This is a genomic window from Phnomibacter sp. (assembly GCF_036803085.1).
GTDB lineage: Bacteria > Bacteroidota > Bacteroidia > Chitinophagales > Chitinophagaceae > Phnomibacter.
The window spans coordinates 1-12,576 of record NZ_DAIRUZ010000004.1 but is presented as its reverse complement, the minus strand read 5'-3'; the positions used below and the strand labels follow the sequence as shown (position 1 = coordinate 12,576).

Below are 12,576 nucleotides of genomic sequence, written 5' to 3'. Positions count from 1 at the left end.
ATGCTCAATCAGCAATTTTATATCCTGAAATAATACCCGTCATACTGCGGGATAATAAGACAGCGCCATTGGTTGGCGAGGCATTAAATGCATAGCCATAGGTAATATTAAGTGGCACCTGCGCCGCCGTAAAGTACAAGTCTTTTTCCCAGGTAAACACTTCCTGACCCCGCCAATTGCTGCCCGTTCCTGTTTTTTTAAAACTGGTGATGTAGTGGGTATCAAAAATTTGGGATAGCCCAACTACCAAACGGCCGGTTGCATTGGTATTATCGCCCACGGTTTGCCCGCTGTATTCAACTGCTACGGTAAAATTGCCTTCAAAATGATAGAGCCCTTCTTCAGTAATGGTGATGGCGCCGTTGGTAGGCGTACCTACAGATACAGTATTAGTATTGTACAAAACAGACCGTGAGCTGCTGGTAGAGCCTCCTGTAGTAGTCTGGTTGGTTTGTACGGCAAAACGGATATCATTTTCATACGCCGTACTCAAAGTTTGCCAGCTGGGTGAGGCCCCCGCACCGCCCGAAGTAAGCACTTGCCCGGTGGTGCCGCTATTGGCATTTACATAAAAAGTACCGTTCACATTCATGTCGCCATTTACATCCAAATGGCGGTTGGGGCTGGTGAGGTTGATGCCTACATAACCGTTTTCACGAACAGTAAGGCGGGGTGTAGCCTGAGTAGTAAGGTGAACCCTGCCGGTTGTGTTGCCCGCTCCGGTGCCAAAATCTACATCGGGTGCTGCACCCGAAAAAGAACCGAGATAGCCCACGTAACCGCCATTCTCAAACAGGGCAATGTACATGGGAGCTGCAGCATCAAACCGGGCCGGGCTGTTGGCGGTAGACAATACATCGAGCCGGAAAATGGGATTGGGTTTACCAATGCCAATGTTTTGGGTATTGGCATGAAATGTAAGCACAGCAAACACCAAGACTAATAAAGAATTTTTCATACAATAATGATGTTGGATAACTAATTAAAGGCGATAAACAATAAAATGCACATCCTGATTGGCCAGCGTACCGCTATCATTTTTTACAACTAGTGCCAATCGTCCTCCGGTTGCTACATCTGAGTATACAAAAGATGGATTGTTGAAAACCTGCGAAACAGTAGCTATAGTTACAAATCCGGTTTCCGTATAAGTGATGCCGTTGAGTGTTATATAAAAAATTCCAGTACCTACCTTTTCTACTGAAAAATTTCCCGAACCGCCATTCACCACTCCATCCCACCGTATATTACCGATGGCGATAGGTAGTAAATCTGTTCCGCCTGTGGCTGGCCGGTTTACTTTTCCTGATTGCTGAATGGTAAGAAATGCACTTCGGGAGCTGTTTGTATTGTAACCCGCAAATTCAATAGCCTTGTCAGAAAGATTGGGGACGCCCAACACCAGCCGGTTGGGTTCCATAAACATGCCCCACCTGCCAATGCCCGTGTAGGTGCCAGATATAAATGGATCGAACCACCGGGTAATCATGGGCCTGTCGGCACCGTTTAGGATGATGCCTTTGTCGGCATTGCTCAGCAAAATATTGCCCGATTGTATGGTTAGTTTTTCTGCAGGCGCAGTTAAACTACCAATACCCACATTGCCACCGGCAGTTACAATCATGCGTTGTGTACCGCTGGTAAGCAAGGTTACAGGCTCCAGTGCTATAGCAGCTACTTCAAGGGTATTGTTGTAAGCTCCAACATATCCTTTCAACCCATCCGCTGTATAAAAGGCAATTTCTGAAGCATTACTGTTGGTACTTACCAATCGCAACATCACATTTGTACTTCCCACCACATGCAAAGGATTAAGCGGGTTTGAAGTGCCAATGCCTACATTTTGGGTAACCCCGAACACATAGTTCAGCAGAAACAGCAACAAAACGAGTGGCTTTAGAAGTTGATTTACTTTCATAGGTAAGGATATAAATGGGGAAAATAGTACATCCTGTCGGAGGATACAAGCCTATGACAAGATTATCCATCCCGCACAGGTTTCCCTGGGCAACGTCGCATTCTTACGTATAAATGCCCAACGGCATTACAACCATTTTTTCGGCAAACCTTATCTTCGCCTCCAATTATGAGCCAAAAAATTACCGCAGCTATTACCGCCGTTGGCGGCTATGTGCCAGAAGATAAACTCACCAATTTCGATTTGGAGAAAATGGTGGACACTAATGACGAGTGGATTCGAAGCCGCACCGGCATTGAAGAACGCCGTATTTTAAAGGGAGAAGGCAAAGGCACCAGTCACCTGGGCACACCTGCCGTGCAACAAATTATTGAGAAAAAAGGCCTCGATCCGTTAGAGATTGACTGTATTATTTGCGCCACCGTAACCCCCGACATGGTGTTTCCGGCCACGGCCAACCTCATAGCCGACCGTGTAGGTGCCAAAAATGCCTGGAGTTTCGATATCAACGCTGCCTGCAGTGGTTTTTTATACGCCCTTACCACCGGTGCCACCCTCATAGAAAGTGGCCGCTACAAAAAAGTAATTGTTGTTGGTGCCGATAAAATGAGTGCCATCATCGACTATACCGACCGTGCTACCTGCATCATTTTTGGTGATGGCGGCGGCGCTGTTTTACTGGAGCCCAACAACGAAGGCCTTGGCGTACTCGACAGCATTTTGCGTAGCGATGGCAGTGGCTGTACCCATCTGCACATGAAGGCTGGCGGCAGTGCCAAACCAGCCACCATTGAAACCGTCATGGCCAAAGAACACTTTGTGTATCAGGAAGGTCAGGCAGTGTTCAAATTTGCCGTAAAAGGCATGGCCGATGTAAGCGCCGAACTGCTGGAACGAAACAACCTGACGGCCGATGATATTGCCTGGCTGGTACCGCATCAGGCAAACCTCCGCATCATCGATGCTACGGCCAACCGCATGGGCCTGCCTACGGAAAAAGTGATGATCAACATCCAGAAATATGGCAATACTACGGCGGGTACGCTGCCGCTGTGCCTCAACGATTGGGAAAGCCAACTGAAGAAAGGCGACAACATTGTACTGGCAGCCTTTGGCGGCGGCTTTACCTGGGGCGCCACCTGGATTAAGTGGGCCTACGACGGACAATAATATCTTTTGACAACCGACCGTTATGAATGCGAACATCATGTTCGCATTTTTTATTTCTTGCAGTGTATAAAATTGATACGTGATGAAAACAATACTTGCCTTCGTGTTTTGCCTCACCAGCCTGTTGGCCGTAGCGCAAAAGCACCCCATAGAACGTACCTGGTACAATGCCGAAAAAACATCGAAGATTAAAATTTACAAAGCCGTAGATGGTAAATATTACGGCAAAATAGTTTGGTTAAAAGTGCCCAACGATCCCAACGGCAAGCCCCGCACCGACAAAGAAAATCCGGATGAAAACCGACAGCAAAAGCCGCTGATGGACCTGTTGATTCTTACCGGCTTTGCCCTCACCAACGACAACAATGTGCTGGAAGGCGGCAAAGTGTACGACCCCAACAATGGCAAAACCTATTGCGGCAAACTCACCCTCAAAGGCAATGTGATAGACCTGCGTGGCTTTTTGTGCAGCATGACTTTTCTGGGCCGCACTTCGCAATGGACGCTGGCGGAGTAAGTTTAAAACAACCCCGAAATAACGCCATCATCGCTGAGATCCATTTGCTCTGCAGCGGGCTCTGCCGGCAGGCCGGGCATCCGCATCATATCGCCTAAAATGGGTATTACAAAACCCGCACCGATGGCCAGCTCAAATTCACGTACCGTTATAGCAAAATTCTCGGGGCGACCGAGTTTGCGTTCGTCATCACTCAGGCTCTTCGGTGTTTTGGCCATACATACCGGCAAGGCCTGCAAGCCCAGTGTGTGTATGGTTTTCAGATTGGCTTTCGCTTTAACCGAATAGTCTACACTACTGGCTCCATACACTTCTTTGGCTATGCGTTCAATCTTTATTTCAATAGGTTCATCCCAACTGTACAAAGGCTTAAAATTGTTTTGTTTACGCTCAATCATTTGCACCACGGCGTTGGCCAAATCAGCAGCACCTTTTCCGCCTTCGGCAAATGCCTTGCTCACCAAGGCCTGCACACCCAACGCAGCGCAATAGTCTTGCACGGCTGCAATTTCCGCCGCATCATCCGTTGGAAGATGATTGATGCACACAATGGGCCGGATGCCAAACTTCATGATGTTTTCAATGTGCTTGCCGAGATTGGGCAAGCCAGCTAATACCTTGGGCACATCGGCCGTTTGCAGCTCCGCTTTTTTTGCACCACCATGGTGCCGCAATGCCTTGATAGTAGCCACCAGTACCACCGCTTCTGGTTGCAACCCACCTGCCACACATTTAATATCGAAGAATTTTTCGGCACCGAGGTCTGCCGCAAATCCAGCTTCCGTTACAACATAATCTGCAAGGCTCAATCCCATTTTAGTAGCCACAATGCTGTTGGTACCTTGGGCAATACTTGCAAATGGCCCGCCATGTAAAATAGCAGGATTGCCTTCCAGTGTTTGCACCAGATTAGGTTTAATGGCTTCTTTCAGCAAAGCCGCCATGGCACCTACCGCATGAAGGTCACGGGCATACACAGGCTGCCCGTCAAAAGTGAAGCCAATAAAAATATTGCCTAGTCTTTCTTTCAGGTCGGCGATGCTTTGGCTCATGCACAAAATGGCCATGATTTCAGAGGCAGGCGTAATGTTGAAACCATCCTCCCGTGGAATACCATTGTTGGTACCGCCCAGGCCAACCATAATGTGGCGCAGTGCACGGTCATTCATGTCCATCACCCGTTTCCACACAATGGTGCGGGGATCTATGTGCAGGCTGTGTTTTTTGTTTTGCAAATTGTTGTCGATAAGTGCCGACAACAGGTTGTTCGCTTTTTCAATAGCACTAAAATCGCCGGTGAAATGCAGGTTGATATCTTCCATCGGAATGACCTGTGCATAGCCACCACCGGCAGCACCACCTTTAATGCCAAACACCGGACCAAGTGATGGTTCCCGCAACACAGCCATCGCTTTTTTTCCAATAGTATTCAGGCCATCCGTAAGGCCTACACTCATGGTGGTTTTGCCTTCGCCATAGGGCGTGGGTGTCATGGCTGTTACCAATATCAAATGATGCTCTGGCCAAACGGCATCGTTGATGAGTTTGTGCGGCAACTTGGCTTTGTATTTGCCGTAGTATTCCAGATCATCGTTGCTAATGCCGAGTTTGGCAGCAATTTCTTTGATATGTCGAATGGGTGCAGCTTGAGCTATCTGCAAATCGTTGGGGAAGGCAGTCATGCAATCTTTGTTTAGTAACAGCAATTTCTGTGGAAGCCACAACGTAGCCTATGACGGCCGTCATTAACCCGCCAAAGGCTTGCGGGCAAAGGCAATAAAATCGGTAGCCGGAATATTGGTTTCGCCCAAATGCCGCATCATAGTCACCAACTGACCCCGGTGAAAAGTGGAGTGATTAAACACATGCAGCAGCACTTCCCGAACAGGCTGAGCAAATTCTTCGCCCCTCGAATTTTTATACATGAGCAAACTGTTGATGGCATCTTCATTGAGCGACTGCTGAATGAAGGGCTCCCACTGCATGCTTTGCTGCATCAGGCCGTTACAGGCATCTTTTAATGATGGATCGAAACTGGCCGAAGGAATCACCAGGTGTTCATGCAGCCGCATCCGTTGCCACCAGCCACTTTCGGCATCCCACATGTGCAAAATGGTTTTGTACAAACTATCGAAACTGGATGGCACTTGTTGGTACCATTTGTGCTCTTCCATTTGCTGAATGTGAAACAACAATTTGTGATTGGCCCATACATTGTGAGCAGCATATTGACAAAGAAGCTCTTTCATAGAAATGTCGGGGAAATGATTGCTTTTTAAATGATAGTTTTGAACAGATTGAAAGCAACTAAATGTATTTAAGAAATCATCATGGCAGATAAAAATTTTCCGTTGAGTGGCTGGAGCAGTACCGCCATTCATGGCGGTCACGAACAAGACCCCAACAGTTCGCACATTACTCCCATCTACGCTACGTCCACCTTTGTGTTTGACACAGCGGAGGAAGGCATGGAACGCTTTGCCAGCCTCGATAAAGAGAAAGTGTACAGCCGCTGGGGCAACCCTACTTTTAAAGAATGCGAACAAAAAATTGCCGCACTGGAAGCCTTTGGATTGAGTGATGAAAACGGACAACCACTCGAACTGAAAGCACTGCTGCATGCCAGCGGACAAGCGGCCATGGCTACTTTGTTTTTCAGTACGCTGAAAGCAGGCGATAAAGTATTGAGCCATCACTCACTATACGGCGGCACGTTTGAGCTGCTGCACAAAGTGCTGGCCAATAGCGGCATTGAACCCATTATTGAAGACCTGCATGATTTGGAGAAAGCAGAAGAATGGTTGCAAAAAGATGACAGCATCAAGCTCATTCATATTGAAACACCCGCCAACCCAACCATCCGTTGTGTAGATATAGAAGCATTAACACAACTTGCCAAGCGTTATGGAAAAATGGTATCCGTAGACAACACATTTGCTACGCCATACTTGCAACAACCATTTGCGTATGGAGTTGATTTTGTGTTTCATTCTACCACCAAGTTTTTGAACGGACATGGCTCTGCCATAGGCGGTGTGCTTATAGGAAAAGACATTCATTTCATGAAGACCACAGCATGGAAATGGCATGCCCTGTTGGGTGGCAATGCCAATCCTTTTGATGCCTATTTGTTGACGCAAGGCATCAAAACGTTAGAACTACGCATGGAACGCCATTGCCACAACGCCATGGAAGTAGCGCAGTTTTTGGATAGCCATCCCAACATTGAACATGTGAATTATACCGGCTTGCATCAGCACCCGGATTTCTACATCAGTGCCAGGCAAATGCGGCACCCCGGCCCCATGATGAGCTTTGAATTGAAAGGCGGATTGGAAGCTGGCAAGCAATTTATCAACCGTTTAAAAATGTGTACCAGAGCGGTTTCACTGGGCACGGTAGACACATTGCTCAGCCATCCAGCCAGCATGAGCCACGCAGGCCTCAGCCGCGAAAACCGATTGTTGTTCGGCATTACTGATGGCCTCATTCGTATGAGTGTAGGCATCGAAAATGTACAGGATATTATTGCCGATCTCGATCAGGCATTGCAGGGTTAAGTCTTTGTGTTTATCATTCAGAAAATAGTTAACTCATGAGAAACTACTTTGTATTTGTGCTGCTTTGCTTAACTGCAAGTACTTGGGCACAAAAGAAAAAACCAGCCACGAACGTTGACAAATATGCCGGCGTGGAAGCCCAACTGCAACAGGTGTTGAAGGACTGGCATGCTGCGGGCTTTGCCGTAGCTGTGGTGGAGAAAAACAAAGTAGTATTTGCCCAAGGCTTTGGTGTACGTGACCTCGACACGAAACAACCCGTTACACCAAACACGTTGTTTGCTATCGGTTCTTGCACCAAGGCTTTCACATCAACGCTGGTAGGTCAATTGGTAGCCGATGGAAAATTTACCTACGATGAACCTGTAGGCAACTACCTGCCAGAGTTGAAGTTTTTCAACAACGACATGAACAACAGCATTACCATGCGGGACATGATGAGCCATCGCACTGGTTTACCCCGTCATGATTTGTCGTGGTACCTCAACCCCAGCGACAACCGCGATAGTTTGCTACAGCGCATTCAATTCATGGAGCCTACCTATCGCTCAAAAGAAAAATATCAGTACAACAACTTCATGTTTTTTGCGCAGGGCTATGTGGTAGAAAAATTTAGTCGCCAGAGTTGGGAGAAAAACATGCTCGATAAAATTTTCAAACCACTTGGCATGACACGCAGCAACATGCCTTACAGTGCCGTAAAAGCCGACAGTAATCTGGCTTCGCCTTATAGTTATTCTACCGATAGTACGATTAAAAAAGTACCACATTACAATATTGGCGGCATGGGTCCTGCAGGCGCAGTGTACAGTTCTGTACTCGACATGAGCAAGTGGGTACAAGCCTGGATATATGGCGGCAAATACAACGGACAGGCAGTTGTGCCTGCTGTTCATTTCAAAGAAGCCACCAGTGGCCAAATGACCACCGGCGCTGGCATTCCAGAGCAAGATGTTGCTTTTATGAGCGGTGGCGATTATGGCTTTGGCTGGACGCTCAGCAGCTATCGGGGACATTATCAGGTGGAGCATGGCGGTGCAATAGATGGCTTTATTGCTACCACCGCTTTCTTTCCCAATGATAGCATTGGCATAGTAGTCTTGTCGAATCAGGATAGCCGCACAGTGCCTGCCATTGTACGTCGAATATTGACCGACCGTGCTTTGGGACTATCGTCCATCGACTGGAACAAACGCAATCTCGATGCAGTGGCAAAAGCCAAAGCAACAAACGCAGCTGCTGGTGCCAACACTAAGCCGGTAACGGTGCGGAGTGCACAACGCATGAGCCATCCGCTGGCAGCTTACGAGGGTTTGTATACACATCCCGCCTATGGTACGTATGATGTATTTGTGCAACACGACAGCCTTTGGTTGCGTACCAGCCGCAATACTTACTGGCTCAACAACTGGCATTACGATTTCTTTTATCCTGTTGAAATAATTGCAGGCGAGAAAATTGACACATCGGCTCAGGGCGGACAATCATTTCGCTTTAATACCAACATCAGCGGCGATATAGAATCGCTGCAGGCATTTGGTTTTGAAGCGCCCAATATTCAATTGGTATTTGCAAAAACAGCCAAAGCCAAAGCATTGAGCAAAGCCGATTTGGAACAATACACCGGCAGCTATCAGCTCGGCAATATGCTGGCCAAAGTGTACATCAAAAACGAGAACACATTGTATGTAGAAGTGCCCGGCCAGCCGCCATACGAACTGGCATTTACCGGAGAGCACAAATTTGTGTTTAAAGCAGTAGCGGGTTTCGCCCTGCAGTTTGAAGCCCCTGTAGCAGGCAAAGCCCCTGCCGTTACTTTTTTACAACCTCATGGCAACTACAAAGCCAATCGTCAATAACCATTACAGATTTATGTTTATCACAGTTAGAAGAGCTACCAAAGAAGATTGCCCCCGCCTGATGGAGTTGGTGCGGGAATTGGCACTGTATGAAAAAGCACCACAGGAAGTGACTGTAACGCTGCAGCATTTTGAAGAAAGCGGCTTCGGCCCCAACCCTGTGTGGTGGGCTTTTTGCGCCGAAGTAGATGGCGTAGTGCAAGGCTTTGCTTTGTATTACATCCGCTACAGCACCTGGAAGGGGCAAGCCATGTATCTCGAAGATATTTTAGTAACAGAAAGCATGCGTGGCAAAAGTTTGGGCAAATTGTTGTTTGATGCACTCATTGCAGAAGCCAAAGAGAAACAATACAAACGCATGGTATGGCAGGTGTTGGAATGGAACGAACCCGCCATCAACTTTTACAAAAAATACAAGGCCAGTTTCGATGGCGAATGGGTGAATTGTAGTTTGGATTTATAATTAAATGTTTTAAAATGAAAGTGCAAGTATCCCTGAATCTGAGTCAGATTGCAAATACATTGCTATCTGCCCAAGCAAGCTTGCATCAGATTGGTATCACAAGCTAGAAATTACATCCTTAGATGTAATACTTATTTATTTCAGTATGCATTCAAAGAATTGACCATGGCAGAAAACAACAATTCCAGTGAGTTATTTGAGCTGATCAAAACAATTGAAGAAGCCATGACAAAGGCGATTGCTATAGCCACTAAAGCGAAGACGAAAGCTATCAAGGGTGCTCGATTCGCTGAAGCTGCCACAGCCCGGGATATTGAAAAAACGCTGCTGGACGCCCAGCAGATATTATTCCCCAAAAAGGATTGACCTGTACTATTAACAGCCCGTCTAAAGTTTTTTTGATTTCAAATATTTTGGAATAATCCTTTTCATTCCTTGAGTGCTGCTGATAAACCCTTATCTCAAGTATTTAATTTTCACCTAAAGAAGGAAGGACCGGTTATTAGCCGGTCCGTTCCAGTGTGGGTTTAGGGGTTTCTACTATGATGCGTGATGAGAAACTGGTTGCAACTTATCTGGCCACATCGCAATCTATTTGCAACCTTCCATTTTTATTCCGAAAATCTCATTTTCAAACTTGCCAAATGCCCTAACTTCAACCACCTACTAAAGCCATTTTCATGCCTGCTAATAAGTCAGCACTTTCCCGCTATCGCATCATTGACCGCTGTTTGCGAAACAATATGCACCCCTTCCCCGATAAAGACTATATCAGGAACAAGTGCGAAATGGAAATTTTTGGAGAGTTGTCTGGCAAAATTTCTATTTCTCAGATTGAGAAGGACTTTGAAGCTATGCGCAACGACAAGGGGCTCGGCTATTACGCACCCATTAAATACCATAAAGTCAGAAAAGGGTATTACTATGACGAACACAACTATTCGATAGAAAAGCTTCCTCTGAATCCTCAGGAAGAAGATGCTCTCAAATTTGCCTCCCTCACCCTGTACCAGTATCGCAACATCAGCATCTTCGAGCATTTCAAAGAAGCCATCGACAAGATCTACACCCGGCTCTCCCTTTCTCGTCAGCCCGGCGATCCAATGGTTGATCAGTTTGTACAATTTGAACGTACACTTGGCAGTGATGGCAACGATTGGCTGCAACCGATTTACCATGCCATTGCCAACAATCATCCTATCAGTTTTGAGTACGACAACATTTACAAGCAAGAGCACAAAACCTTCTCGCTGGTTCCTCATTTACTAAAGGAAAACCGAAATAAATGGTATGTGATTGGCTGGTATGAAAAACATGCCGCTTATCTCACGTTTGCACTCGACAGAATGACCAATGTAATATTGGAGCCCAAAATAGTAGTGAAGCGTAGTGATTTTAATCCAGAGTCATTATTCAAAAACGCTGTGGGTATTATGGGCGGCAGTAATCATCCCATAGACTTGGTGATTGAAGTAAAGGAGCCCATCAGTGTGTTGTTGGAGAAACATCCCATGCATCATTCACAAGAAGTTACCAAGCGATTGAAAGATGGCATACAGGTGAGCATGCAGGTGATTGATAGTCCTGAACTATTGAGTCAATTGCTCAGCTTTGGAAAGCATCTTACAATAATTAAGCCGCTGGAATTAAGGCAACAATTACAGGAAACACTACAGGAAATGCTGGCGCAAAATCGATGATGCTTAAGCCGCCAGCAATGCTTTAAGACTCAAAGTACCTTTTGGCTGGCTGCTGAAATGCCAAATTTTCATGGATGCAGTAACTGGCATCTCGTGTCCATCCACATGAAGCTTTGGAAAACGTGGTGACGACATCAAAGCAGCATGATCGCATTGAAACAATGGGGCGTCTATATCAGCGATATAGAAGAAATACTGGCTATTCACAGAGAGCAAATACATGTCCATGTTCCTGGAAATCTTTCCATCAAGCTTGCCTCTTTTTCCCAGCAGTTTCACCCCGTTCCTATCATTTATTTCTGCGATTTGCCAAACGCCACTTGATAATTGCAACACACATCGTAAGCTGAGCTCCGACGATAATTTTTCCGTCTGTTGTATTACCAAACCAATCTCTCCTTCCGAAACATTTTCGAGATTAAAACAAGTATGAACTAAAAAGTCGCCTGCTAATGATGGAGGGTTCCCAATGTGGTTACAATCACTGTAGCTATGTTCAACTAAACCTTGCTGCCAAAGCATTCTCTGTTCAAAAACAAGGGTACGGTCTGTGATTTCCGCTAAGCAATGCATGAGTAACATGGGTCATTCTTTTGCCAAACTTTGTAGCATTAGATCGCAATGTATTTGAGGAGTGAAAATTCTCAATCAAACAATGGCAAAGAGATTTTTCGAAAAATCATCTCTTCATAGCCCGCCAATCCCAAGGTGCAATGGGATTCGGGGCGGCCCATAAGCCCTTGCGTTGTCGGCGTGCCAGTTGTTCCATAGCAGCCCATCGGGCATCTTGATCATACTTTTTGAAATGCCAGGCCCGGCCAGCCTGCAGCAACAATTCATTTACGTTACGCTTATCCTTCAAGAACACAATGCCGATTGTTCTGCCATACCGATCCTTATTTTTCACCAGAACCAAAACCTGCTTGCCAAAAACAAGTGATGAGGTGTACGCTTTTGCACTGTTGAAATAGGGCTGCTTCTTCTCCGGGCAGTCGATACCATGCAACCTGATCTTCACCTGCTGGTTTTGACCAGTAAGCAATGTGAAGGTATCGCCATCAGTTATTGCAATGACTTTCCCTTTCAATTGTGCTGAAAAAGCCAAACAGGTAGCAAACGTGAAAAATAAAACGAATGAATATTTTTTCATTTTTAGTTTGCAGAGCGGATTATTCCATATGTTTCAAAGTGTCATCAAAAGCTTACATAGCAAAGTGTTGATAAATAATCATCAATCTCCAAAATTTCGTAATAATCCCTACTCGAAACAAGAATTAAGATTACAAATTTTTCAGTCTCAAGCTGTCTGAGAAAAGGGGTACTTACAATTACACGAGACTGTAAAATATTTTGTGTAAACGATTTCAGCTAGCTGTTATTCAGAGTCTG

At 46.0% G+C, this 12,576-nt stretch carries 13 protein-coding genes; 7 read left to right on the top strand and 6 right to left on the bottom strand.

The window, feature by feature from the left end; all coding sequences use genetic code 11:
• Positions 1–4: 4 nt before the first annotated feature.
• Positions 5–958 (bottom strand): hypothetical protein, encoded by a 954-nt coding sequence (locus tag V7Q13_RS09430; protein WP_333800431.1) that lies wholly within the window; start codon positions 956–958, stop codon positions 5–7.
• A gap of 24 nt (positions 959–982) precedes the next feature.
• Complete coding sequence (locus V7Q13_RS09425; RefSeq protein WP_333800430.1) at positions 983–1,918, bottom strand: hypothetical protein; 936 nt, start codon at positions 1,916–1,918, stop codon at positions 983–985.
• Positions 1,919–2,086: 168 nt separating this feature from the next.
• Here V7Q13_RS09425 and V7Q13_RS09420 point away from each other — a divergent pair, with 168 nt between their 5' ends.
• Both V7Q13_RS09420 and V7Q13_RS09415 read left to right on the top strand, forming a co-directional pair.
• Positions 2,087–3,088, top strand: a complete 1,002-nt coding sequence (locus V7Q13_RS09420) for a beta-ketoacyl-ACP synthase III (RefSeq protein ID WP_333800429.1) — start codon at positions 2,087–2,089, stop codon at positions 3,086–3,088.
• Positions 3,089–3,170: 82 nt separating this feature from the next.
• On the top strand, positions 3,171–3,605 hold the full coding sequence (locus V7Q13_RS09415; RefSeq protein ID WP_333800428.1) for a DUF2147 domain-containing protein: 435 nt from the start codon (positions 3,171–3,173) through the stop codon (positions 3,603–3,605).
• Between the two features lie 2 nt (positions 3,606–3,607).
• Here V7Q13_RS09415 and V7Q13_RS09410 read toward each other — a convergent pair whose 3' ends face one another.
• Both V7Q13_RS09410 and V7Q13_RS09405 read right to left on the bottom strand, forming a co-directional pair.
• Entirely contained in the window at positions 3,608–5,287 is a 1,680-nt protein-coding gene (locus tag V7Q13_RS09410; RefSeq protein WP_333800427.1) for a formate--tetrahydrofolate ligase, read from the bottom strand.
• A 63-nt stretch (positions 5,288–5,350) separates the two neighbouring features.
• The gene (locus V7Q13_RS09405) at positions 5,351–5,854 is read right to left on the bottom strand and encodes a DinB family protein (protein ID WP_333800426.1); all 504 of its coding nucleotides are present in this window, start codon (positions 5,852–5,854) and stop codon (positions 5,351–5,353) included.
• Positions 5,855–5,935: 81 nt separating this feature from the next.
• On the opposite strand from V7Q13_RS09405, the gene V7Q13_RS09400 reads away from it, so the two are divergent.
• The 5 genes from V7Q13_RS09400 (at position 5,936) to V7Q13_RS09380 (ending at position 11,187) form a co-directional block, all read left to right on the top strand.
• On the top strand, positions 5,936–7,165 hold the full coding sequence (locus tag V7Q13_RS09400; protein ID WP_333800425.1) for a trans-sulfuration enzyme family protein: 1,230 nt from the start codon (positions 5,936–5,938) through the stop codon (positions 7,163–7,165).
• A gap of 35 nt (positions 7,166–7,200) precedes the next feature.
• Positions 7,201–9,024, top strand: a complete 1,824-nt coding sequence (locus tag V7Q13_RS09395; protein ID WP_333800424.1) for a serine hydrolase — start codon at positions 7,201–7,203, stop codon at positions 9,022–9,024.
• Between the two features lie 13 nt (positions 9,025–9,037).
• Positions 9,038–9,487 (top strand): GNAT family N-acetyltransferase, encoded by a 450-nt coding sequence (locus V7Q13_RS09390; RefSeq protein WP_333800423.1) that lies wholly within the window; start codon positions 9,038–9,040, stop codon positions 9,485–9,487.
• Positions 9,488–9,652: 165 nt separating this feature from the next.
• A complete protein-coding gene (locus V7Q13_RS09385) occupies positions 9,653–9,853 on the top strand; it encodes a hypothetical protein (protein WP_333800422.1) in 201 nt (66 codons plus the stop codon).
• A gap of 314 nt (positions 9,854–10,167) precedes the next feature.
• Positions 10,168–11,187, top strand: coding sequence for a helix-turn-helix transcriptional regulator (locus tag V7Q13_RS09380; protein ID WP_333800421.1), 1,020 nt, complete (start codon positions 10,168–10,170; stop codon positions 11,185–11,187).
• Between the two features lie 3 nt (positions 11,188–11,190).
• Here the strand turns inward: V7Q13_RS09380 and V7Q13_RS09375 are convergent, their stop codons facing one another.
• On the bottom strand, positions 11,191–11,769 hold the full coding sequence (locus V7Q13_RS09375) for a hypothetical protein (protein WP_333800420.1): 579 nt from the start codon (positions 11,767–11,769) through the stop codon (positions 11,191–11,193).
• A gap of 97 nt (positions 11,770–11,866) precedes the next feature.
• Positions 11,867–12,337 (bottom strand): thermonuclease family protein, encoded by a 471-nt coding sequence (locus V7Q13_RS09370; RefSeq protein WP_333800419.1) that lies wholly within the window; start codon positions 12,335–12,337, stop codon positions 11,867–11,869.
• Positions 12,338–12,576 lie beyond the last annotated feature (239 nt).

What these genes read in the sequence shown, in the direction of transcription:
- V7Q13_RS09430 (WP_333800431.1), bottom strand. Translation starts at nt 958, where the DNA reads ATGAAAAATTCTTTATTAGTCTTGGTGTTTGCTGTGCTTACATTTCAT.
- V7Q13_RS09415 (WP_333800428.1), top strand. Translation starts at nt 3,171, where the DNA reads ATGAAAACAATACTTGCCTTCGTGTTTTGCCTCACCAGCCTGTTGGCC.
- V7Q13_RS09395 (WP_333800424.1), top strand. Translation starts at nt 7,201, where the DNA reads ATGAGAAACTACTTTGTATTTGTGCTGCTTTGCTTAACTGCAAGTACT.
- V7Q13_RS09410 (WP_333800427.1), bottom strand. Translation starts at nt 5,287, where the DNA reads ATGACTGCCTTCCCCAACGATTTGCAGATAGCTCAAGCTGCACCCATT.
- V7Q13_RS09400 (WP_333800425.1), top strand. Translation starts at nt 5,936, where the DNA reads ATGGCAGATAAAAATTTTCCGTTGAGTGGCTGGAGCAGTACCGCCATT.
- V7Q13_RS09420 (WP_333800429.1), top strand. Translation starts at nt 2,087, where the DNA reads ATGAGCCAAAAAATTACCGCAGCTATTACCGCCGTTGGCGGCTATGTG.
- V7Q13_RS09375 (WP_333800420.1), bottom strand. Translation starts at nt 11,769, where the DNA reads ATGTTACTCATGCATTGCTTAGCGGAAATCACAGACCGTACCCTTGTT.
- V7Q13_RS09390 (WP_333800423.1), top strand. Translation starts at nt 9,038, where the DNA reads ATGTTTATCACAGTTAGAAGAGCTACCAAAGAAGATTGCCCCCGCCTG.
- V7Q13_RS09380 (WP_333800421.1), top strand. Translation starts at nt 10,168, where the DNA reads ATGCCTGCTAATAAGTCAGCACTTTCCCGCTATCGCATCATTGACCGC.
- V7Q13_RS09405 (WP_333800426.1), bottom strand. Translation starts at nt 5,854, where the DNA reads ATGAAAGAGCTTCTTTGTCAATATGCTGCTCACAATGTATGGGCCAAT.
- V7Q13_RS09370 (WP_333800419.1), bottom strand. Translation starts at nt 12,337, where the DNA reads ATGAAAAAATATTCATTCGTTTTATTTTTCACGTTTGCTACCTGTTTG.
- V7Q13_RS09425 (WP_333800430.1), bottom strand. Translation starts at nt 1,918, where the DNA reads ATGAAAGTAAATCAACTTCTAAAGCCACTCGTTTTGTTGCTGTTTCTG.
- V7Q13_RS09385 (WP_333800422.1), top strand. Translation starts at nt 9,653, where the DNA reads ATGGCAGAAAACAACAATTCCAGTGAGTTATTTGAGCTGATCAAAACA.